The 22,176-nt window shown below is 58.3% G+C and carries 22 protein-coding genes; all 22 read left to right on the top strand.

What is annotated here, in order from left to right:
* Nucleotides 1–367: 367 nt before the first annotated feature.
* The 22 genes from rpmH to KI237_RS30170 all read left to right on the top strand — a co-directional run bounded on the left by rpmH (nt 368) and on the right by KI237_RS30170 (nt 22,134).
* Nucleotides 368–502 (top strand): 50S ribosomal protein L34, encoded by a 135-nt coding sequence (gene rpmH, locus KI237_RS30275; protein ID WP_003213577.1) that lies wholly within the window; start codon nt 368–370, stop codon nt 500–502.
* 16 nt (nt 503–518) lie between these two features.
* On the top strand, nt 519–920 hold the full coding sequence (gene rnpA, locus KI237_RS30270; protein ID WP_212800718.1) for a ribonuclease P protein component: 402 nt from the start codon (nt 519–521) through the stop codon (nt 918–920).
* Nucleotides 913–1,158, top strand: coding sequence for a membrane protein insertion efficiency factor YidD (yidD, locus tag KI237_RS30265; protein ID WP_010465488.1), 246 nt, complete (start codon nt 913–915; stop codon nt 1,156–1,158). Before rnpA ends, yidD begins: the two co-directional genes overlap by 8 nt.
* 2 nt (nt 1,159–1,160) lie before the next feature.
* A complete protein-coding gene (gene yidC, locus KI237_RS30260; protein WP_212798269.1) occupies nt 1,161–2,843 on the top strand; it encodes a membrane protein insertase YidC in 1,683 nt (560 codons plus the stop codon).
* 79 nt (nt 2,844–2,922) lie between these two features.
* Complete coding sequence (gene mnmE, locus KI237_RS30255; protein WP_212798268.1) at nt 2,923–4,293, top strand: tRNA uridine-5-carboxymethylaminomethyl(34) synthesis GTPase MnmE; 1,371 nt, start codon at nt 2,923–2,925, stop codon at nt 4,291–4,293.
* 564 nt (nt 4,294–4,857) lie between these two features.
* Nucleotides 4,858–6,750, top strand: coding sequence for a tRNA uridine-5-carboxymethylaminomethyl(34) synthesis enzyme MnmG (mnmG, locus tag KI237_RS30250; protein WP_212798267.1), 1,893 nt, complete (start codon nt 4,858–4,860; stop codon nt 6,748–6,750).
* A gap of 5 nt (nt 6,751–6,755) precedes the next feature.
* Entirely contained in the window at nt 6,756–7,391 is a 636-nt protein-coding gene (gene rsmG, locus KI237_RS30245; protein WP_174599585.1) for a 16S rRNA (guanine(527)-N(7))-methyltransferase RsmG, read from the top strand.
* Nucleotides 7,392–7,409: 18 nt separating this feature from the next.
* Nucleotides 7,410–8,207 (top strand): ParA family protein, encoded by a 798-nt coding sequence (locus KI237_RS30240; RefSeq protein ID WP_212798266.1) that lies wholly within the window; start codon nt 7,410–7,412, stop codon nt 8,205–8,207.
* 9 nt (nt 8,208–8,216) lie between these two features.
* The gene (locus KI237_RS30235; RefSeq protein WP_212798265.1) at nt 8,217–9,089 is read left to right on the top strand and encodes a ParB/RepB/Spo0J family partition protein; all 873 of its coding nucleotides are present in this window, start codon (nt 8,217–8,219) and stop codon (nt 9,087–9,089) included.
* Nucleotides 9,090–9,237: 148 nt separating this feature from the next.
* The gene (locus KI237_RS30230; protein ID WP_212798264.1) at nt 9,238–9,645 is read left to right on the top strand and encodes a F0F1 ATP synthase subunit I; all 408 of its coding nucleotides are present in this window, start codon (nt 9,238–9,240) and stop codon (nt 9,643–9,645) included.
* A 16-nt stretch (nt 9,646–9,661) separates the two neighbouring features.
* Nucleotides 9,662–10,531 carry a F0F1 ATP synthase subunit A gene (atpB, locus tag KI237_RS30225; protein WP_212798263.1) on the top strand — a complete coding sequence of 290 codons (870 nt, stop codon included), beginning with the start codon at nt 9,662–9,664 and terminating at the stop codon, nt 10,529–10,531.
* A gap of 131 nt (nt 10,532–10,662) precedes the next feature.
* Entirely contained in the window at nt 10,663–10,920 is a 258-nt protein-coding gene (gene atpE, locus KI237_RS30220; RefSeq protein ID WP_003097235.1) for a F0F1 ATP synthase subunit C, read from the top strand.
* A 58-nt stretch (nt 10,921–10,978) separates the two neighbouring features.
* Nucleotides 10,979–11,449, top strand: coding sequence for a F0F1 ATP synthase subunit B (locus KI237_RS30215; protein WP_003187193.1), 471 nt, complete (start codon nt 10,979–10,981; stop codon nt 11,447–11,449).
* Nucleotides 11,450–11,461: 12 nt separating this feature from the next.
* On the top strand, nt 11,462–11,998 hold the full coding sequence (locus KI237_RS30210; protein ID WP_003207094.1) for a F0F1 ATP synthase subunit delta: 537 nt from the start codon (nt 11,462–11,464) through the stop codon (nt 11,996–11,998).
* Between the two features lie 21 nt (nt 11,999–12,019).
* On the top strand, nt 12,020–13,564 hold the full coding sequence (atpA, locus tag KI237_RS30205; protein WP_003207093.1) for a F0F1 ATP synthase subunit alpha: 1,545 nt from the start codon (nt 12,020–12,022) through the stop codon (nt 13,562–13,564).
* Between the two features lie 50 nt (nt 13,565–13,614).
* The gene (gene atpG, locus KI237_RS30200; protein ID WP_014340988.1) at nt 13,615–14,475 is read left to right on the top strand and encodes a F0F1 ATP synthase subunit gamma; all 861 of its coding nucleotides are present in this window, start codon (nt 13,615–13,617) and stop codon (nt 14,473–14,475) included.
* 27 nt (nt 14,476–14,502) lie between these two features.
* Nucleotides 14,503–15,879: a F0F1 ATP synthase subunit beta gene (gene atpD, locus KI237_RS30195; protein ID WP_003207089.1), complete on the top strand. Its 1,377-nt coding sequence runs from the start codon at nt 14,503–14,505 to the stop codon at nt 15,877–15,879.
* A gap of 45 nt (nt 15,880–15,924) precedes the next feature.
* Nucleotides 15,925–16,350: a F0F1 ATP synthase subunit epsilon gene (locus KI237_RS30190; protein ID WP_003207087.1), complete on the top strand. Its 426-nt coding sequence runs from the start codon at nt 15,925–15,927 to the stop codon at nt 16,348–16,350.
* 114 nt (nt 16,351–16,464) lie between these two features.
* Nucleotides 16,465–17,832 (top strand): bifunctional UDP-N-acetylglucosamine diphosphorylase/glucosamine-1-phosphate N-acetyltransferase GlmU, encoded by a 1,368-nt coding sequence (glmU, locus tag KI237_RS30185; protein ID WP_212798262.1) that lies wholly within the window; start codon nt 16,465–16,467, stop codon nt 17,830–17,832.
* Between the two features lie 209 nt (nt 17,833–18,041).
* Nucleotides 18,042–18,818, top strand: a complete 777-nt coding sequence (locus tag KI237_RS30180; protein ID WP_212798261.1) for a DeoR/GlpR family DNA-binding transcription regulator — start codon at nt 18,042–18,044, stop codon at nt 18,816–18,818.
* 1 nt (nt 18,819) lies between these two features.
* The gene (glmS, locus tag KI237_RS30175) at nt 18,820–20,652 is read left to right on the top strand and encodes a glutamine--fructose-6-phosphate transaminase (isomerizing) (RefSeq protein WP_212798260.1); all 1,833 of its coding nucleotides are present in this window, start codon (nt 18,820–18,822) and stop codon (nt 20,650–20,652) included.
* Between the two features lie 510 nt (nt 20,653–21,162).
* A complete protein-coding gene (locus KI237_RS30170; protein ID WP_212798259.1) occupies nt 21,163–22,134 on the top strand; it encodes a tripartite tricarboxylate transporter substrate binding protein in 972 nt (323 codons plus the stop codon).
* Nucleotides 22,135–22,176: the final 42 nt, after the last annotated feature.

Below are 22,176 nucleotides of genomic sequence, written 5' to 3'. Positions count from 1 at the left end.
GTGGATAACCGGCCTGTGGATAACCAGGCATTCCACACACAGCTTATCCGACAGCGCAGCACAGGCTGGCCACCGCTTTCCCGCGTAGTTGTCATTCTCTGTACACAGCGGATTACAAGGCCTGAACGTGGTTATCCACAGAGAGGTGGTTGCCTTGCTTTTATAAGCTTTACAGAAAAGCTTTAAATAATTCACTTCTTTATTTCTATATCAAGCGCTGGGTGATGAATCCGCCGAAAGCGGCTGGATATCTATTTGAAGGAAACGCTGGTTGGAAATTGACCTAGAGGCTTGCTTTCTCTAGAATCCCCGGTCTCTTAAAACGGGGGCCATTCCGGCCCGTTGTGGACGAACCAGGTAACACGACATGAAACGTACTTTCCAACCAAGCACTATCAAACGCGCTCGTACCCACGGTTTCCGTGCTCGCATGGCTACCAAGAACGGTCGTGCCGTCCTGTCGCGTCGTCGCGCCAAAGGTCGTGCGCGTCTGGCAGTTTGATAATCCGGCACTGGAGGTGAGTCAGGACTTCAGTCGGGAAAAGCGTCTGCTTACACCCCGGCATTTCAAGGCAGTCTTTGACTCCCCTACCGGCAAGGTTCCGGGGAAAAATCTCCTGCTCCTTGCGCGCAGTAACGATCTCGATCACCCCCGACTAGGGCTGGTTATCGGGAAAAAGAGCGTCAAGCTCTCTGTTCAGCGCAATCGCCTCAAACGTCTGATGCGCGAATCGTTTCGCCTGAACCAGGATTCACTGGTTGGATGGGACATTGTTATCGTCGCGCGCAAAGGTTTGGGTGACGTAGAAAGCCCCGAATTGATTCAGCATTTCGGCAAGCTCTGGAAGCGTCTGGCCCGCAACAAGCCAGTACCAGCAGTCAACACCGAAACTGTAGGGGTAGACAGTCCTGATGCGTAAACTGGCACTCGTTCCGATCCAGTTTTACCGCTATGCCATTAGTCCTTTGATGGCCAGTCACTGTCGTTTCTACCCCAGTTGTTCCTGCTACGCGTACGAAGCCATAGAAAATCATGGCCTACTGCGCGGTGGCTGGCTGACCTTTCGTCGTTTAGGTCGCTGTCATCCGTGGAATCCCGGCGGTTATGACCCGGTTCCGCCTATCCCTACCTCCCGTTCTTCTTCGATGGCCGAGTAATCATGGATATCAAACGCACGATCCTGATCGTCGCCCTGGCAATCGTGTCCTACGTCATGGTCCTTAAATGGAACCAGGACTACGGCCAGGCTGCCCTGCCGACTCAGAATGTTGCAGCCAGCAATACCGCACCGAGCCTGCCGGATGCCCCAGTTGGCAACAACGCTGCCAGCAATGACGACATCCCGCGCACGGCAAGCGATACCAGCGCTCCCGCCGAAGCCCCCGTGGCCGTAAGCAAAGATCTCATCCAGATCAAGACGGACGTGCTCGAGCTGGCAATCGATCCACAAGGCGGTGACGTCGCCCAGCTGAAGCTGCCGCTGTACCCGCGTCGCCAGGATCATCCGGAAATCCCGTTCCAGTTGTTCGACAACGGTAACGAGCGCACCTATCTGGCCCAAAGTGGCCTGATCGGTAGCAACGGCCCGGATTCGAACCCGGCCGGTCGCCCGGTGTACTCCGCCGAGAAGAAGACTTATCAACTGGCTGACGGTCAGGACCAACTGGTCGTGGACCTGAAGTTCAGCAAGGATGGGGTCAACTACATCAAGCGTTTCACCTTGAAACGTGGCCTGTATGACGTAACCGTCTCTTACCTGATCGACAACCAGAGCGCACAGCCCTGGTCCGGTGCGATGTTCGCGCAATTGAAGCGTGACGCCAGCTCCGATCCGTCGTCGAGCACCGCCACCGGCACCGCGACTTACCTGGGCGCTGCCCTGTGGACAAGTTCGGAGCCGTACAAGAAAGTGTCCATGAAGGACATGGACAAGGGCCAGCTCAAGGAAACCGTCCAAGGTGGCTGGGTTGCCTGGCTGCAGCATTATTTTGTAACAGCATGGATCCCGCAGAAAGGCGACAGCAATGTCGTGCAGACGCGTAAAGACAGCAAAGGCAACTTCATCATCGGTTACACCGGCCCGACATTGACTGCCGCGCCAGGTGCGAAAGCCGAAACCAGCGCCATTCTGTATGCCGGCCCTAAAAGCCAGGCCGTGCTGAAAGAGTTGTCCCCAGGCCTGGAACTGACCGTGGACTACGGTTTCCTGTGGTTCATTGCCCAGCCGATCTTCTGGCTGCTGCAACATATCCACAGCATCGTTGGTAACTGGGGCTGGTCGATCATTTTCCTGACCATGCTGATCAAGGGTCTGTTCTTCCCATTGTCGGCCGCCAGCTACAAATCCATGGCTCGCATGCGCGCTGTGGCCCCGAAACTGGCCGCGCTGAAAGAGCAACATGGCGATGACCGGCAGAAAATGTCCCAGGCCATGATGGAGTTGTACAAGAAAGAGAAGATCAACCCGCTGGGTGGATGCTTGCCAATTCTTGTGCAGATGCCGGTGTTCCTGTCGCTGTATTGGGTATTGCTGGAAAGCGTGGAGATGCGTCAGGCACCGTTCATGCTGTGGATTACCGACCTGTCGATCAAGGATCCGTTCTTCATCCTGCCGATCATCATGGGCGCGACCATGTTCATCCAGCAGCAGCTGAACCCAACGCCTCCGGATCCGATGCAGGCGAAGGTCATGAAAATGATGCCAATCATCTTCACCTTCTTCTTCCTGTGGTTCCCGGCTGGCCTTGTGCTGTACTGGGTTGTGAACAACGTGTTGTCCATCACTCAGCAGTGGTACATCACGCGTAAAATCGAAGCGGCTACGAAAAAAGCCGAGGCGTAACTTGCTCTGTGGATAACCACACAAAACGCCCCCTAGTGGGGCGTTTTGCTATCTGCCACTTTTGTCTGGATACCGGTTTATGAGCGCTCCGCGTGAAACCATCGCCGCCGTTGCCACCGCCCAAGGTCGCGGCGGTGTCGGCATCGTCCGTATTTCGGGGCCCTTGGCCAGTGCCGCGGCCAAGGCCATCAGCGGTCGCGAACTCAAGCCGCGGTTTGCTCATTACGGCCCATTTTTCAGTGACGACCAGCAGGTCCTCGACGAAGGGCTGGCCTTGTACTTCCCGGGGCCGAATTCGTTCACCGGCGAAGACGTGCTGGAACTGCAGGGCCATGGCGGACCCATCGTGCTGGACATGCTGCTCAAGCGTTGCCTGGAACTGGGCTGTCGCCTGGCGCGGCCGGGTGAGTTCAGCGAACGGGCATTTCTCAATGACAAGCTCGACCTGGCCCAGGCCGAGGCGATTGCCGATTTGATCGAAGCCAGTTCTGCACAAGCGGCACGCAACGCATTGCGTTCCTTGCAGGGTGCGTTTTCCCAGCGTGTGCATAACCTCACCGAACAATTGATCGGCCTGCGGATTTACGTCGAGGCCGCGATTGATTTCCCGGAAGAGGAAATCGATTTCCTCGCCGATGGCCACGTGCTGAGCATGCTGGATAAAGTGCGCGATGAGTTATCCACAGTGCTGCGCGAAGCCGGGCAGGGTGCCTTGTTGCGCGATGGGATGACCGTGGTGATCGCCGGGCGGCCGAATGCCGGCAAGTCCAGCCTGTTGAATGCCCTGGCTGGTCGTGAAGCGGCGATTGTCACCGAGATCGCCGGCACCACCCGGGACATCCTGCGTGAACATATCCACATCGATGGCATGCCACTGCACGTAGTGGATACCGCTGGTTTGCGCGACACCGATGACCAGGTGGAAAAAATCGGCGTTGAACGGGCGCTCAAGGCCATCAGTGAAGCCGATCGGGTCCTGCTGGTGGTAGATGCCACCGCACCGGAAGCGGACGATCCATTTGCCTTGTGGCCTGAATTCCTCGAAGTCCGCCCGGATCCGGCAAAAGTCACCTTGATCCGTAACAAGGCCGACCTGACTGGGGAAGCAATTGTGCTTGAGGTCAGCCACGACGGCCATGTGACCATCAGTCTGAGCGCGAAGGCGGCGGGCGAAGGCCTGGAATTGCTGCGTGAACACCTCAAGGCCTGCATGGGCTACGAGCAGACCTCGGAAAGCAGCTTCAGCGCCCGCCGACGGCATCTTGAAGCCTTGCGCCATGCCAGCGCAGCCCTGGAACACGGTCGCGCGCAGCTGACCTTGGCGGGGGCGGGTGAGTTGTTGGCCGAAGACCTTCGCCAGGCCCAACATTCCCTTGGGGAAATTACCGGCGCCTTCAGCTCCGATGACCTGTTGGGACGGATCTTTTCCAGCTTCTGCATCGGTAAATAACCCCGCCTTTCAAACCGGGTTTGTCCTCGAAGCCTCTCGAGTCCAACGCAAACCCGGTTCCTCCCCGTTGTTTTTGCAACGATTGCCCCTGATGGCGGCTTGCCTGTGGACGCTGCGGCGGTCCACTGCGGTGGTTTTCTGTGGATTAAGCCCTGTGAATAACTGCCATTAAGGTCGGTTGATAAACCCCCTTCAAAACTGAAGATAACAGCCTCTGTGGATAACAGGCCCATTCATCCACAGGCTTACACCGGTTATCCAACCCCCTCATTGCCACCTGACCACAGGGTTTCAAATCTCTGTACACATTATAAATAAAGGCCTGTGTAACTTTATCCACAGATAGGTGGCTCAGTAAGAATAAACATAAAAACAAAGATTTTATAAATTTCTTTCTTTTTAATTTCTTTAACCCCGAGTTTTCCACAGCTGGTTAAATTTTGTGCAAAGGGTTCTTTAGGAAAGGGGAAGTCCCTATACTTGCCGACCTGGCTCGAAAAACGCTCTGGCCAGGCTCAAGACCTATTTCCGAATTACCTGAATTAAGCAGGCACGAGGTGCGTGGTGGATTTCCCTTCCCGTTTTGAAGTGATCGTCATCGGCGGCGGTCATGCCGGTACCGAGGCAGCACTTGCATCAGCACGCATGGGGGCAAAAACCCTGTTGCTGACGCATAACGTGGAAACCCTCGGTGCCATGAGTTGCAACCCTGCCATTGGTGGGATCGGCAAAAGCCACCTGGTCAAGGAAATCGATGCCCTTGGGGGCGCGATGGCCATGGCCACCGATAAAGGTGGTATCCAGTTTCGCGTTTTGAACAGTCGCAAAGGCCCAGCCGTGCGCGCTACTCGCGCCCAGGCCGACCGCGTCCTGTACAAGGCCGCTGTCCGCGAAATCCTGGAAAACCAGCCGAACCTGTGGATATTTCAACAAGCGGCCGATGACCTGATCGTCGAGCAGGACCAGGTACGCGGTGTCGTCACGCAAATGGGCCTGCGTTTCTTCGCCGATTCCGTGGTGTTGACCACCGGGACCTTCCTCGGCGGACTTATCCACATCGGCATGCAGAACTATTCCGGCGGCCGCGCCGGCGATCCACCTTCGATCGCCTTGGCCCAGCGCCTGCGTGAATTGCCGCTGCGCGTTGGTCGGCTGAAAACCGGTACGCCACCGCGTATCGACGGTCGGTCTGTGGATTTCTCGGTGATGACCGAGCAACCGGGCGATACGCCGATTCCGGTGATGTCGTTCATGGGTTCGAAAGCACAGCACCCCAAACAGGTGAGTTGCTGGATCACCCACACCAACGCCCGTACCCACGAAATCATCGCCGCCAACCTGGATCGCTCGCCCATGTACTCCGGGGTGATCGAAGGTATCGGCCCGCGTTATTGCCCGTCGATCGAAGACAAGATCCATCGCTTTGCCGACAAGGAAAGCCACCAGGTCTTCATCGAGCCAGAAGGCCTGACGACCCATGAGCTGTACCCGAACGGGATTTCCACCTCCCTGCCGTTCGATGTGCAATTGCAGATCGTGCAGTCGATTCGCGGGATGGAAAACGCCCACATCGTTCGCCCGGGCTACGCCATCGAGTACGACTACTTCGACCCGCGTGACCTGAAGTACAGCCTGGAAACCAAAGTCATCGGCGGCCTGTTCTTTGCCGGGCAAATCAACGGCACCACCGGTTACGAAGAGGCCGGTGCCCAAGGGCTGTTGGCCGGTGCCAACGCCGCACTGCGCGCCCAGGGCAAGGACAGTTGGTGCCCGCGTCGCGATGAGGCCTACATCGGGGTGCTGGTGGATGACCTGATTACCCTGGGTACCCAGGAACCGTATCGGATGTTCACGTCCCGCGCCGAATACCGCCTGATCCTGCGTGAAGACAACGCCGACCTGCGCTTGACCGAGAAAGGTCGCGAACTGGGGTTGGTGGACGACGTGCGTTGGGCCGCGTTCTGCAAGAAACGCGAGAGTATCGAGCTGGAAGAGCAGCGCCTGAAAAGCACCTGGGTTCGTCCCGGTACCGAACAGGGCGATGCCATTGCGGCAAAATTCGGCACACCGCTGACCCACGAATACAACCTGCTCAACCTCTTGAGCCGTCCGGAAATCGACTATGCCGGGTTGGTGGAAGTGACCGGCCAGGGCGCCGAAGATCCACAGGTGGCCGAACAAGTCGAGATCAAGACCAAATACGCCGGTTACATCGACCGCCAGCAGGACGAAATCGTCCGTCTGCGCGCCAGTGAAGACACCAAGCTGCCTGTGGATATCGATTACACCGGCATTTCCGGGTTGTCGAAAGAAATCCAGAGCAAGCTTGGTGCGACCCGTCCAGAGACCTTGGGCCAGGCCTCGCGCATTCCAGGCGTCACGCCGGCGGCGATTTCCCTGTTGATGATTCATTTGAAAAAACGCGGCGCGGGCCGCCAGTTGGAGCAAAGCGCTTGAGTTCGATGGTCACCTCGCAACACGCTGAAGAGTTATCCACAGGTGCCCGTCAGCTCGGCGTCAGCCTCACCGAAGCCCAGCACGCCCAGCTGCTGGGTTACCTGGCGCTGTTGATCAAATGGAACAAGGCCTACAACCTGACCGCCGTGCGCGATCCGGATGAAATGGTCTCGCGCCATTTGCTCGACAGCCTCAGCGTCATGTCCTTCATCGAAAACGGTCGTTGGCTGGATGTCGGCAGCGGCGGGGGCATGCCCGGAATCCCGCTGGCGATCCTGTTTCCCGACTCGCAAGTGACCTGCCTGGACAGCAACGGCAAGAAAACCCGCTTCCTGACCCAGGTCAAACTCGAACTCAAATTGGATAACCTGCAAGTTATCCACAGCCGCGTCGAAGCGTTCCAGCCTGCCGAGCCGTTCAACGGGATCATTTCCCGGGCGTTCAGCAGCATGGAGAACTTCAGTAACTGGACTCGCCACCTGGGCGATGCCGATACGCGCTGGCTGGCAATGAAGGGCGTTCATCCGGCCGATGAGCTGGTAGCATTGCCGGCAGACTTCCACCTCGATAGCGAACACGCCTTGGCCGTACCCGGTTGCCAAGGCCAACGCCATCTGCTGATACTGCGCCGCACGGCATGATTGGGAACACAAGCAAGAATGGCTAAGGTATTCGCGATAGCGAACCAGAAGGGTGGTGTGGGCAAGACCACCACCTGTATCAACCTCGCAGCATCCCTGGTCGCGACCAAGCGTCGGGTGCTGTTGATCGATCTCGATCCACAGGGCAACGCCACCATGGGTAGTGGTGTGGATAAACATGGCCTGGAAAACTCCATCTACGACGTCCTGATCGGCGAATGCGATCTGGGCCAGGCCATGCACTTCTCCGAACACGGCGGTTATCAACTGCTGCCGGCCAACCGTGACCTGACGGCGGCTGAAGTGGTGCTGCTGGAAATGCAGATGAAGGAAAGCCGCCTGCGCAGCGCCTTGGCACCGATCCGGGAAAACTACGATTACATCCTGATCGACTGCCCGCCGTCGCTGTCGATGCTGACCCTCAACGCCCTGGTGGCGGCCGATGGGGTCATTATCCCCATGCAGTGCGAATACTTCGCATTGGAAGGGTTGAGCGACCTTGTGGATAACATCAAGCGCATCGCCGAACTGTTGAACCCGCAGCTGAAGGTCGAAGGCCTGCTGCGGACCATGTACGACCCGCGCCTGAGCCTGATGAACGATGTTTCAGCCCAGCTCAAGGAACACTTCGGCGAGCAGCTCTACGACACGGTCATCCCGCGTAACATCCGTTTGGCCGAAGCACCGAGCTACGGCATGCCGGCCCTGGCCTACGACAAACAATCCCGTGGTGCGCTGGCTTACCTGGCCCTGGCGGGCGAGATGGTTCGCCGTCAGCGCCGCAATCCACGCACCGCTGCAGCCCAGCCAACTTAAGGAAACCCCATGGCCGTCAAGAAACGAGGTCTCGGACGTGGACTGGATGCACTGCTCAGCGGTCCCACGGTCAGCTCGCTGGAAGAGGCGGCCGTGCAGGCCGATCAGCGTGAGTTGCAGCATTTGCCGCTGGATCTGATCCAGCGCGGTAAATACCAGCCGCGCCGGGACATGGATCCGCAGGCGCTGGAAGAATTGGCCCAGTCGATCAAGAGCCAGGGCGTGATGCAGCCGATCGTGGTCCGGCCGATCGCCAATGGGCGCTTCGAGATCATTGCCGGCGAACGTCGCTGGCGTGCCAGCCAGCAGGCTGGCCAGGAAACCATCCCGGCCATGGTCCGCGATGTGCCGGATGAAACGGCCATCGCCATGGCGCTGATCGAGAACATCCAGCGCGAAGACCTCAACCCGATCGAGGAAGCCGTGGCCCTGCAGCGCTTGCAGCAGGAATTCCAGCTGACCCAGCAACAAGTTGCCGAGGCCGTGGGCAAGTCCCGCGTGACCGTGGCCAATCTGCTGCGCCTGATTGCGTTGCCGGAAGTCATCAAGACCATGCTGTCTCATGGCGACCTGGAAATGGGTCATGCCCGGGCATTGCTCGGTTTGCCGGAAAATCAACAAGTTGAAGGGGCGCGACATGTTGTCGCACGCGGTCTGACCGTGCGCCAAACCGAAGCACTGGTTCGCCAGTGGCTGAGCGGCAAACCGGCCCCTGTCGAGGCACCCAAGACCGATCCGGATATCGCTCGCCTGGAACAGCGCCTGGCCGAGCGCCTGGGCTCTGCGGTGCAGATCCGCCACGGAAAGAAGGGCAAGGGGCAATTGGTGATTGGCTACAACTCCCTCGATGAGCTGCAAGGTGTCCTTGCACACATTCGCTGAAACAATTGCTCTTGTAGCGCGCAGTCGGAAATCACTACCCGGCAGTTGAATAGGGGCAGAACCGCCCCTATACTCTGCGCGCATTTTGTCGGCACAAATTATGCCAAGTTATTGAATTATGGCGGCCGACTATTGGAGAGCAAAAGCGATGGAAACCCGCACGCCAAACCGCTTGCCGTTCCATCGTCTGGCAGTTTTCCCGGTTTTGATGGCCCAATTCACCGTTGTCCTGATCGCCGCATTGGCGCTCTGGCAATGCAAAGGAGTCGTCGCCGGATACTCAGGGCTTTGCGGAGGCCTGATAGCCTTGCTTCCCAATGTTTACTTTGCTCACAGGGCCTTTCGGTTTTCCGGCGCCCGAGCAGCCCAGGCTATCGTCCGGTCTTTTTATGCCGGCGAGGCGGGGAAACTGATTTTGACGGCAGTGCTGTTTGCATTGACGTTCGCAGGTGTGAAGCCACTGGCGCCGCTGGCTGTATTCAGCGTCTTCGTGCTGACCCAACTGGTTAGCTGGTTCGCTCCCCTGCTAATGAGAACAAGACTTTCGAGACCTTAGGGCGTTTGAGGCAACCATGGCAGAGACAACCGCTTCGGGCTATATCCAGCACCACTTGCAGAACCTGACCTTCGGTCAGCTACCCAACGGCGGCTGGGGCTTTGCCCACTCCGCAGCAGAAGCCAAGGCAATGGGCTTCTGGGCTTTCCACGTCGATACCCTCGGCTGGTCGGTCGCATTGGGTCTGATCTTCGTTCTTCTTTTCCGCATGGCGGCAAAGAAGGCGACTTCCGGTCAGCCTGGTGCACTGCAGAACTTCGTTGAAGTACTGGTCGAATTCGTCGATGGCAGCGTGAAAGACAGCTTCCATGGCCGTAGCCCGGTGATCGCACCGCTGGCACTGACCATCTTCGTCTGGGTGTTCCTGATGAACGCCGTCGACCTGGTACCGGTCGACTGGATTCCTCAGCTGGCCATCCTGATCTCCGGTGACCACCACATCCCATTCCGCGCCGTGTCGACCACCGACCCGAACGCGACCCTGGGCATGGCGCTCTCGGTTTTCGCACTGATCATTTTCTATAGCATCAAGGTCAAGGGCATCGGCGGTTTCATCGGCGAACTGACCCTGCACCCGTTCGGCAGCAAGAACGTTCTGGTTCAAGCCCTGCTGATCCCGGTGAACTTCCTCCTGGAGTTCGTGACCCTGATTGCCAAGCCAATTTCCCTGGCCTTGCGTCTGTTCGGCAACATGTATGCCGGCGAGCTGGTGTTCATCCTGATCGCTGTGATGTTCGGCAGCGGCCTGCTGTGGCTCAGCGGCCTGGGTGTAGTTCTGCAGTGGGCGTGGGCTGTGTTCCACATCCTGATCATCACCCTGCAGGCGTTCATCTTCATGATGCTGACCATCGTCTACCTGTCGATGGCGCACGAAGAAAACCATTAAGGCCAGTCTCGACTAGTCTGATGTCCTTCCCGGTCAAACGGGAAGGAGCCCGAACCGGGCTGAGAAACGATTTGTTTTACCGCTTTAATCTAAAAAACCTAAACCATACGACGTAAAAGTCGGGAGGAAAGATGGAAACTGTAGTTGGTCTAACCGCTATCGCTGTTGCACTGTTGATCGGCCTGGGCGCACTGGGTACCGCAATTGGTTTCGGCCTGTTGGGCGGCAAGTTCCTGGAAGGCGCAGCGCGTCAGCCAGAAATGGTTCCAATGCTGCAAGTCAAAATGTTCATCGTGGCCGGTCTGCTCGACGCCGTGACCATGATCGGTGTTGGTATCGCTCTGTTCTTCACCTTTGCGAACCCGTTCGTTGGTCAAATCGCTGGCTAATTACTCGGATGTCTCGAGTAGATTGGTGTGATGGACAACGTAACTGCGAGGTGTTGGCGTGAACATTAATGCGACCCTGATTGGCCAGTCCGTTGCGTTCCTGATTTTTGTACTGTTCTGCATGAAGTTCGTATGGCCTCCGGTCATTGCGGCATTGCACGAACGTCAAAAGAAGATCGCTGATGGTCTGGACGCTGCCAGCCGTGCAGCTCGCGACCTGGAGTTGGCCCATGAGAAAGTGGGTCAGCAACTGCGCGAAGCGAAAGCTCAGGCAGCTGAAATCATCGAGCAAGCCAAGAAACGCGGTACCCAGATTGTCGACGAAGCCCGTGAACAGGCTCGCGTCGAAGCTGACCGTGTGAAGGCTCAGGCTCAAGCCGAGATCGAACAGGAACTCAACAGTGTCAAAGACGCGCTGCGTGCCCAAGTGGGTGCTCTGGCCGTTGGCGGTGCTTCGAAGATCCTGGGTGCCACAATCGATCAAAACGCGCACGCAGAGCTGGTTAACCAACTGGCTGCTGAAATCTAAGCGAGGGCGATCATGGCAGAACTGACCACGTTGGCCCGACCTTACGCTAAGGCGGCCTTCGAGCACGCTCAGGCCCACCAGCAACTGGCCAATTGGTCAGCCATGCTCGGCCTGGCTGCAGCGGTGTCGCAAGACGACACCATGCAGCGCGTGCTCAAGGCCCCGCGACTGACGAGCGCAGAAAAGGCCGCCACGTTCATTGACGTGTGCGGCGACAAGTTCGATGCCAAGGCACAGAATTTCATTCACGTCGTTGCCGAAAACGACCGTCTCCTGCTTCTGCCGGAGATCGCCACTCTGTTTGACCTGTACAAGGCCGAGCAAGAGAAGTCGGTAGACGTGGAAGTGACCAGTGCTTTCGCATTGAACCAAGAACAGCAAGACAAACTCGCCAAGGTTCTCAGTGCACGACTCAACCGGGAAGTGCGCCTGCAAGTCGAGGAAGACAAGTCCCTGATAGGGGGCGTTGTAATCCGCGCCGGCGACCTGGTTATCGATGGCTCGATTCGCGGCAAAATCGCGAAACTTGCCGAAGCATTGAAATCTTGAGTTTGAAGGGGCAGCAGAGCAATGCAGCAACTCAATCCTTCCGAAATAAGTGAAATTATCAAGGGCCGCATCGATAAGCTCGATGTGACCTCCCAAGCCCGTAACGAAGGCACTGTCGTCAGCGTATCTGACGGTATCGTGCGGATTCACGGTCTGGCCGACGTCATGTACGGCGAGATGATCGAGTTTCCGGGCGGCGTCTACGGTATGGCCCTCAACCTGGAGCAAGACTCCGTAGGTGCCGTTGTACTGGGTTCCTACCAGTCGCTGGCCGAAGGCATGAGCGCCAAGTGCACCGGCCGCATCCTCGAAGTTCCGGTTGGTAAGGAACTGCTGGGTCGCGTTGTCGACGCACTGGGCAACCCTGTTGACGGCAAAGGTCCGCTGAACAACACCGAGACCGACGCGGTCGAGAAAGTTGCTCCTGGCGTGATCTGGCGTAAGTCGGTAGACCAGCCTGTACAGACTGGCTACAAGGCTGTCGATGCCATGATCCCTGTCGGCCGTGGCCAGCGTGAGCTGATCATCGGTGACCGTCAGATCGGTAAGACCGCTCTGGCGATCGACGCGATCATCAACCAGAAGAACAGCGGCATTTTCTGCGTCTACGTAGCCATCGGTCAGAAGCAATCGACCATCGCCAACGTGGTTCGCAAGCTGGAAGAAAACGGCGCCCTGGCCAACACGATCATCGTGGCGGCCAGCGCATCGGAATCTCCAGCACTGCAGTTCCTGGCACCGTACTCCGGTTGCACCATGGGCGAATACTTCCGCGACCGCGGTGAAGACGCGCTGATCGTTTATGACGATCTGTCCAAGCAGGCAGTGGCTTACCGCCAGATCTCCCTGCTGCTGCGCCGTCCACCAGGTCGTGAAGCCTACCCAGGCGACGTGTTCTATCTCCACTCCCGTCTGCTGGAGCGCGCATCCCGCGTTTCGGAAGAGTACGTAGAGAAGTTCACCAACGGCGCAGTGACCGGCAAGACCGGCTCCCTGACCGCTCTGCCGATCATCGAAACCCAGGCTGGCGACGTTTCCGCGTTCGTTCCGACCAACGTGATTTCCATCACCGACGGTCAGATCTTCCTGGAATCGGCCATGTTCAACTCCGGGATCCGTCCTGCTGTGAACGCCGGTGTTTCGGTATCCCGTGTGGGTGGTGCCGCTCAGACCAAGATCATCAAGAAGCTGTCCGGTGGTATCCGTACCGCCCTGGCCCAGTACCGTGAACTGGCGGCATTCGCCCAGTTCGCTTCTGACCTGGACGAAGCGACCCGTAAGCAACTTGAGCATGGTCAGCGCGTTACCGAGCTGATGAAGCAGAAGCAATACGCACCAATGTCGATCGCTGACATGGCGCTGTCGCTGTATGCCGCTGAGCGTGGGTTCCTGACTGACGTTGAAATCGCCAAGGTCGGCAGCTTTGAACAAGCGCTGATTGCTTACTTCAACCGCGATCACGCCGACTTGTTGGCCAAGATCAACGTGAAGGGTGACTTCAATGACGAAATCGACGCTGGCATGAAAGCCGGTATCGAGAAGTTCAAGGCCACCCAAACCTGGTAAGCCGCAGCGGGAGTCGCAAGGCTCCCGCTTGCTAACCTGATAGGTGTTACATGGCAGGCGCAAAAGAGATTCGCAGTAAGATTGCGAGCATCAAAAGCACGCAAAAAATTACCAGCGCCATGGAAAAAGTGGCGGTCAGCAAAATGCGCAAGGCACAAATGCGCATGGCTGCTAGCCGCCCTTATGCGGAGCGCATCCGCCAGGTTATTGGTCATCTGGCCAACGCCAACCCGGAATATCGCCACCCGTTCATGATCGACCGTGCTATCAAGCGCGTCGGTTACGTCGTGGTGAGCAGTGACCGTGGTCTGTGTGGTGGCTTGAACACCAACCTGTTCAAGGCCCTGGTCAAGGACATGGCTGTAAACCGCGAACAAGGCGTCGAGATCGATCTGTGCGTGATTGGTAGCAAGGGTGCGGCTTTCTTCCGCAACTTCGGCGGCAACGTCGTCGCAGCTATCAGCCACCTGGGTGAAGAACCGTCGATCAATGACCTGATCGGCAGCGTCAAGGTGATGCTGGATGCTTACCTGGAAGGCCGGATTGACCGCCTGTCCGTGGTATCCAACAAGTTCATCAACACCATGACGCAACAGCCAACCGTGGAGCAATTGGTCCCACTGGTGGCGACCCCGGAACAGGAACTCAAGCACCACTGGGACTATCTCTACGAACCGGATGCCAAGGAGCTGCTTGACGGCTTGATGGTCCGCTACGTGGAGTCGCAGGTTTACCAGGCGGTGGTCGAGAACAACGCAGCTGAACAAGCAGCGCGGATGATCGCGATGAAGAACGCTACCGACAACGCCGGTGATTTGATCAGCGATTTGCAGCTGATCTACAACAAGGCGCGTCAGGCTGCGATCACCCAAGAGATCTCGGAAATCGTCGGCGGCGCTGCCGCGGTTTAACGGTTCAAATATTCAGAGGATCCAGCTATGAGTAGCGGACGTATCGTTCAAATCATCGGCGCCGTTATCGACGTGGAATTTCCACGCGACAGCGTACCGAGCATCTACAACGCGCTGAAAGTACAAGGCGCGGAAACTACCCTGGAAGTTCAGCAGCAGCTGGGCGACGGCATCGTTCGTACCATTGCGATGGGTTCTACCGAAGGCTTGAAGCGCGGTCTGGACGTTATCGACTCCGGCGCAGCCATCTCCGTACCGGTCGGTAAAGCGACTCTGGGCCGGATCATGGACGTACTGGGTAACCCGATCGACGAAGCGGGCCCGATCGATACCGAAGAGCGCTGGGGCATTCACCGTCCTGCGCCATCCTTCGCTGAACAGGCAGGCGGCAACGACCTGCTGGAAACCGGCATCAAGGTTATCGACCTGGTTTGCCCGTTCGCCAAGGGCGGTAAAGTCGGTCTGTTCGGTGGTGCCGGTGTGGGCAAGACCGTAAACATGATGGAACTGATCCGTAACATCGCCATCGAGCACAGCGGTTATTCCGTGTTCGCCGGTGTGGGTGAGCGTACTCGTGAGGGTAACGACTTCTACCACGAGATGAAGGATTCCAACGTTCTGGACAAAGTGGCACTGGTCTACGGCCAGATGAACGAGCCGCCGGGAAACCGTCTGCGCGTAGCCCTGACCGGCCTGACCATGGCCGAGAAGTTCCGTGACGAAGGTAACGACGTTCTGCTGTTCGTCGACAACATCTACCGTTACACCCTGGCCGGTACCGAAGTATCCGCACTGCTGGGCCGTATGCCTTCGGCAGTAGGTTACCAGCCGACCCTGGCTGAAGAGATGGGCGTTCTGCAAGAACGTATCACTTCGACCAAGGAAGGTTCGATCACTTCGATCCAAGCGGTATACGTACCTGCGGATGACTTGACCGACCCGTCGCCAGCGACCACCTTCGCCCACTTGGACGCCACCGTCGTTCTGTCCCGTGACATCGCTTCCCTGGGTATCTACCCAGCGGTTGACCCACTGGACTCGACTTCGCGCCAGCTGGACCCGAACGTGATCGGCCAGGAGCACTACGACACCGCTCGCGGCGTCCAGTACGTGCTGCAGCGCTACAAAGAGCTGAAGGACATCATTGCGATCCTGGGTATGGACGAGCTGTCGGAAGCCGACAAGCAGTTGGTATCCCGCGCTCGTAAGATCCAGCGCTTCTTGTCGCAGCCGTTCTTCGTGGCTGAAGTCTTCACCGGTGCCTCGGGTAAATACGTTTCCCTGAAAGACACCATTGCTGGCTTCAAAGGCATCCTCAACGGTGACTACGACCACCTGCCAGAACAAGCGTTCTACATGGTCGGCGGCATCGAAGAAGCGATCGAGAAAGCCAAGAAACTGTAATCCCGGCGCCCGGCAACGGGCGCTAATTTAGGTTGAGGCAATCAGATGGCTATGACAGTCCATTGCGATATCGTCAGTGCGGAAGGGGAAATCTTCTCCGGCCTGGTCGAGATGGTGATTGCGCATGGTGAGCTGGGTGATCTTGGTATCGCCCTGGGTCACGCACCGCTGATCACTAATCTTAAACCGGGTCCGATCCGCTTGATCAAGCAGGGCGGGGAAGCCGAGGTGTATTACATCTCCGGTGGTTTCCTCGAGGTTCAGCCGAACATGGTCAAGGTCCTTGCCGACACTGTGCAACGTGCTGCCGACCTGGACGAAGCCTCCGCTCAGGAAGCCGTCAAGGCTGCCGAGAAGGCCCTGCACGAGCGTGGCGCGGAGTTCGATTACGGTTCTGCTGCTGCACGTCTGGCCGAGGCCGCAGCCCAGCTGCGCACCGTCCAGCAGATCCGCAAGAAGTTCGGCGGTTAAGCCGTCTGCTTCCTGTGCGATTGATTAAAAAGGGTAGCCTCGGCTACCCTTTTTCTTTTCCCGATACTCATCATCTGGTCGCAGCCGCTGACCACCCAGGATTGGTAGCCAGTCATGTCTCTCGAAATCGTTATCCTCGCGGCCGGTCAAGGCACTCGCATGCGTTCGGCGCTGCCCAAGGTCTTGCACCCGGTAGCCGGTAATTCCATGCTTGGCCATGTTATCCACAGCGCCCGGCAACTTGATCCACAGCGCATTCACGTGGTGATCGGCCACGGTGCCGATGCGGTGCGCGAACGCCTGGCCGCCGATGACCTGAATTTCGTCCTGCAGGACAAACAACTGGGTACCGGCCATGCAGTGGCCCAGGCTGTGCCGTTCATCACGGCTGATACGGTGCTGATTCTTTACGGCGATGTGCCGCTGATCGAAGTCGATACCTTGCAGCGCCTGCTCAAGCATGTGGCGCCACAACAGTTGGGCCTGTTGACCGTCGAGCTGGACGACCCCACCGGTTATGGCCGCATCGTGCGTAACGTCGACGGCCAAGTGACCGCCATTGTCGAGCAGAAGGACGCCAACGAAGCCCAGCGCGCGATCACTGAAGGCAATACCGGGATTCTGGCCGTACCGGCTGAGCGCCTGGGTGACTGGATGAGTCGTCTGTCGAACAACAACGCCCAGGGCGAGTACTACCTGACCGACGTGATCGCCATGGCGGTCAGCGATGGGCTGGTGGTCGCCACCGAGCAGCCGCTGAACGCCATGGAAGTGCAGGGCGCCAATGATCGCCGGCAACTGGCCGAACTGGAGCGCCACTATCAATTGCGCGCCGCCCGCCGCCTGATGGCCCAAGGCGTGACCCTGCGCGATCCGGCCCGTTTCGACGTGCGCGGTGAAGTCAGCGTGGGCCGCGATGTGCTCATAGACATCAACGTCATCCTCGAAGGCAAGGTTGTCATCGAAGACGACGTGGTCATCGGCCCGAACTGCGTAATCAAGGACAGCACCCTGCGCAAAGGCGTGGTGATCAAGGCCAACAGCCATCTCGACGGTGCGGTCATGGGGGAGGGCAGCGATGCTGGCCCGTTTGCCCGCCTGCGCCCAGGTTCGGTGCTCGAAGCCCGTGCCCATGTGGGTAACTTCGTTGAACTGAAGAATGCTCATCTGGGTGAAGGCGCCAAGGCCGGGCACCTGACCTACCTCGGTGACGCTGAAGTCGGCGCCCGCACCAACATTGGTGCCGGGACCATCACCTGCAACTACGATGGCGCCAATAAGTGGAAAACCGTGTTGGGTGAAGATGTGTTCATCGGTTCCAACAACTCTTTGGTGGCACCTGTGGATATCTCCAGTGGTGCGACCACGGCAGCCGGTTCGACCCTTACCCAGAATGTGGATAAAGGTCAATTGGCAGTCGGACGCGCCCGTCAACGCAACATCGACGGCTGGAAACGCCCGGAAAAAATCAAGAAGCCCTAAAGTTATCCACAACCCCCTGTGGGAGCGAGCTTGCTCGCGATAGCGGTGTATCAGGTAACGCAGCATTGCCTGACTTGGCCGCTTCGCGAGCAGGCTCGCTCCCACAGTGATTTAGGGAGTTTCTGAATTTTTCTTCTGCTGGCTTGACGACATCCCTTCAATAGGTTTTGATTGCTTACGTTATCTTTCGAATCGAAACTTATACCGCCATGTCGAAACGCAACACGCCCCAACGCCGTCACAACATCCTTGCCTTGCTCCAGGAGCAGGGTGAGGTCAGTGTGGATGAGTTGGCCAAGCGCTTCGAAACCTCGGAAGTTACGATTCGCAAAGACCTCGCCGCCCTGGAAACCAACGGTCTGCTGCTGCGTCGCTACGGTGGCGCAGTCTCGATGCCGCAGGAGTTGGTGGCCGATAACGGGCAGGCCGTTTCCAAGTACAAGCTCGCCATTGCCCGGGCCGCCGTGAAACGAATTCGCGAACATGCGCGCATCATCATCGACAGCGGCAGCACCACGGCGGCCATGATTCCTCAACTCGGCCAGCAGCCAGGCCTGGTGGTGATGACCAATTCCCTGCATGTCGCCAATGCCTTGAGCGAACTGGAGCACGAGCCGGTGCTGCTGATGACCGGCGGCACCTGGGACCCTCACTCCGAGTCGTTCCAGGGCCAGGTGGCCGAGCAGGTTCTGCGTTCCTACGATTTCGACCAGCTGTTCATCGGCGCCGACGGCATCGATCTGGTTCGAGGTACCACCACCTTCAACGAACTGCTGGGCTTGAGCCGTGTGATGGCTGAGGTTGCCCGGGAAGTGATCGTGATGGTGGAGGCCGACAAGATCGGCCGCAAGATCCCCAACCTGGAGCTGCCGTGGAGCAGCGTCCATACCCTCATTACCGATGATCGCCTGCCCGTAGAGGCCCGCGATCAGATTCAGGCCCGCGGCATCACCGTGATCTGCGCGCCTGTCAGCCAGGAGAAATAGCATGTGTGGAATTGTTGGCGCCGTTGCTGAACGCAACATCACAGCAATCTTGCTCGAAGGCCTCAAGCGCCTTGAGTACCGCGGTTATGACAGCGCCGGTGTGGCGGTGTTTACCAATGACGAGAAGCTCGAACGCATGCGTCGTCCGGGCAAGGTCAGCGAGCTTGAGCAGGCGCTGGACGCCGAACCGCTGCTCGGCCGCCTGGGCATCGCCCACACCCGTTGGGCCACCCATGGCGCACCGTGCGAGCGTAACGCTCACCCGCACTTCTCCGGTGACCTGGCGGTGGTGCACAACGGCATCATCGAAAACCACGAAGCCCTGCGTGAACAACTCAAGGCGCTCGGTTATGTGTTCACTTCGGACACTGACACCGAAGTTATCGCCCATTTGCTCAACCACAAGCTCAAGGACCTGCTGGACCTGACCGTCGCCCTCAAGGCCACCGTCAAGGAACTGCACGGTGCCTACGGCCTGGCGGTCATCAGCGCGAAACAACCTGATCGCCTGGTGGCGGCCCGCAGCGGCAGTCCATTGGTCATCGGCCTGGGCCTGGGGGAAAACTTCCTGGCCTCCGATCAGTTGGCGCTGCGTCAGGTGACCGACCGCTTCATGTACCTGGAAGAAGGCGATATCGCTGAAATTCGCCGCGACAGCGTGCAGATCTGGGACCTCGATGGCAAAAGCGTAGAGCGTGAGACCGTCCAGTACCGCGACGGCGCCGAAGCCGCCGACAAGGGCGAGTTCCGCCACTTCATGCTTAAGGAAATCCACGAACAGCCGGCCGTGGTGCAACGCACCCTCGAAGGCCGCATGAGCCAGAGCCAGGTGCTGGTCCAGGCGTTCGGTCCACAGGCGGCCGAGTTGTTCGCCAAGGTCCGCAACGTACAAATCGTCGCTTGCGGCACCAGTTATCACGCCGGCATGGTCGCCCGTTACTGGTTGGAAGAGCTGGCCGGTATTCCGTGCCAGGTCGAAGTCGCCAGCGAGTTCCGCTATCGCAAAGTGGTGGTGCAACCCGATTCGCTGTTCGTCACCATTTCCCAGTCCGGCGAAACCGCCGACACCCTGGCCGCCCTGCGCAACGCCAAGGAACTGGGGTTCCTCGCCAGCCTGGCGATCTGCAACGTCGGCATCAGCTCCCTGGTGCGTGAATCCGACCTGACCCTGCTGACCCAGGCCGGCCGCGAAATCGGCGTGGCGTCGACCAAGGCTTTCACCACCCAATTGGTCGGCCTGTTGCTGTTAACCCTGTCGTTGGGCCAGGTGCGCGGGACGTTGGCCGAGGGTGTCGAAGCCAAGCTGGTGGAAGAACTGCGCCGCCTGCCGACCCGCCTGGGCGAGGCCCTGGCCATGGACAGCACCGTGGAAAAAATCGCCGAGCTGTTCGCCGAGAAAAACCACACCCTGTTCCTGGGCCGTGGCGCGCAATTCCCGGTGGCGATGGAAGGGGCCCTGAAGCTCAAGGAAATCTCCTACATCCACGCCGAGGCCTACCCGGCTGGTGAGCTCAAGCACGGCCCATTGGCGCTTGTGGATAACGACATGCCCGTCGTCACCGTCGCGCCGAACAACGAGCTGCTGGAAAAGCTCAAGTCCAACCTGCAGGAAGTGCGCGCCCGTGGCGGCCAGTTGATTGTCTTCGCCGACGAGAAGGCCGGCATGACCAATGGCGAAGGCACCCACGTGGTGCACATGCCGCACATCCACGACATCCTGTCGCCGATTCTCTACACGATTCCGCTGCAGTTGTTGTCGTACTACGTCGCCGTGCTCAAGGGCACCGACGTGGACCAGCCGCGTAACCTGGCGAAATCGGTCACGGTCGAATAAGGCTGTAGCGCGGACGACAAATCCAGCTTGTCGGCTCGGAACCAAAACGTTCCAAGAAAACAACCCCCTGAATTCAGGGGGTTTTTTTGGATTCAACGCAATGTCATGTCCCTGTTGGCCAGGAGCGGAGCATTCAACGGCAGCTGGGCCCTGTTCGTCGTATTCACAGCGAGCCGCTGAACAACGCGTTGACAACATGGCGCATAGGTGGTGATATCGAGTCATACGACAACGTATGACATAAAAAATAATAAAAACGAAAGGCGCAGTCATGTCTTCTGCAATTGCCGCCCAGCGAATTTACAGTCCATCGGCCCCGCGCGTTATCGCAGTGCGCCAGCTACCTTCTTTTCCTCACGAAAAGCCCCGTAGGGGCTCGCCCGTGCATTCGAATTCCCCGATCTCGACGTCCAAGCATCCTCGCCTGTCTCGCCAAGCGTCAGCGCTGGGCGTGGTCATTCCCTGCTTAGTTTCAATCCCATAATGAATGGCAGCACCTGGAGAACAATAATGAAGAAAACACTCTGCGCCTCTTTGATCGCCTCTTTTCTGAGCTTGACCGCTGGCACGGCGATGGCCGCCGACGCTAGCGATTGGCCAAATCGTCCGGTGCAGGTGGTGGTGATTGCCAACGCCGGCGGTGACACTGATTTCAACGCACGAATGATGGCCAAGTACTTTACCAAGCTCACCGGCAAATCCATGGTGGTGACCAATATGGCCGGCGGGGGCGGGACAATTGCCGCCGATGCGGTCAAGAGCGCGGCGCCGGATGGCAATACCATCCTGTTCACTCATACCGGCCAGTTGATCGTCAACGAAGTCGCGGGCCTGTCGGAGGACCGCTTCGACGCGTTTGATATCTCCTGCATCGCCGGCGTCGACAAAGGCGCGGTGTTCGTCTCGGCGAAAAGCTCGGGCATCGACAGCCTCGACCAACTGCTGGAAAAAGCCAAGGCCAAGCCCGGCACCGTCACCTACGGCACCGAGATGGGCAACTTCTCTCACCTGCAGGGTTTGATGTTCGAGAAGCTCGCCGGCGTGAAACTGAAGATGGTCGACAGCGGCACGGTCTCCGAAAAAATCGTTGCCTTGCTGGGCAAGCGCATCGACCTCGGTGCCATCAGCTATGGCTCGGTCCAGGATTACATTTCCAGCGGCAAGATGACCGCCCTGGGCCAGCCCAACGCCGAGCGCAACGCGTTGCTGGGCGATGTGAAGACCTTCAAGGAACAAGGCGTGGATTTGATTCTGGACAAGCCTTACGTCGTCGCCTTCCCGAAAGGCACGGACCCGGCCATCGTCAAGAAAATGGCTGACACCATGAAGAAAATCACCGAAGAGCCGGAATATGCCGAGGAATTGAAGAAGTCCTTCAAGCAGCCGGTCAGCTTCCAGGGCACCGAAGAAGCCGTCGCGACATTGAATAAAACCCGCGACAGCTTCATGCAGTTCAAGGACGAGATGCGTAAAGCCAAATAATTTTACGTAACGGCTCGGGTGTGCGCCGCATTGGCAAGCGCC

The sequence above is a fragment of the Pseudomonas sp. St316 genome (genome assembly GCF_018325905.1).
Classification (GTDB): Bacteria; Pseudomonadota; Gammaproteobacteria; order Pseudomonadales; family Pseudomonadaceae; genus Aquipseudomonas.
The sequence above is the reverse complement of the archived record's forward strand: the minus strand, read 5'-3'. Positions and strand labels throughout refer to the sequence as shown.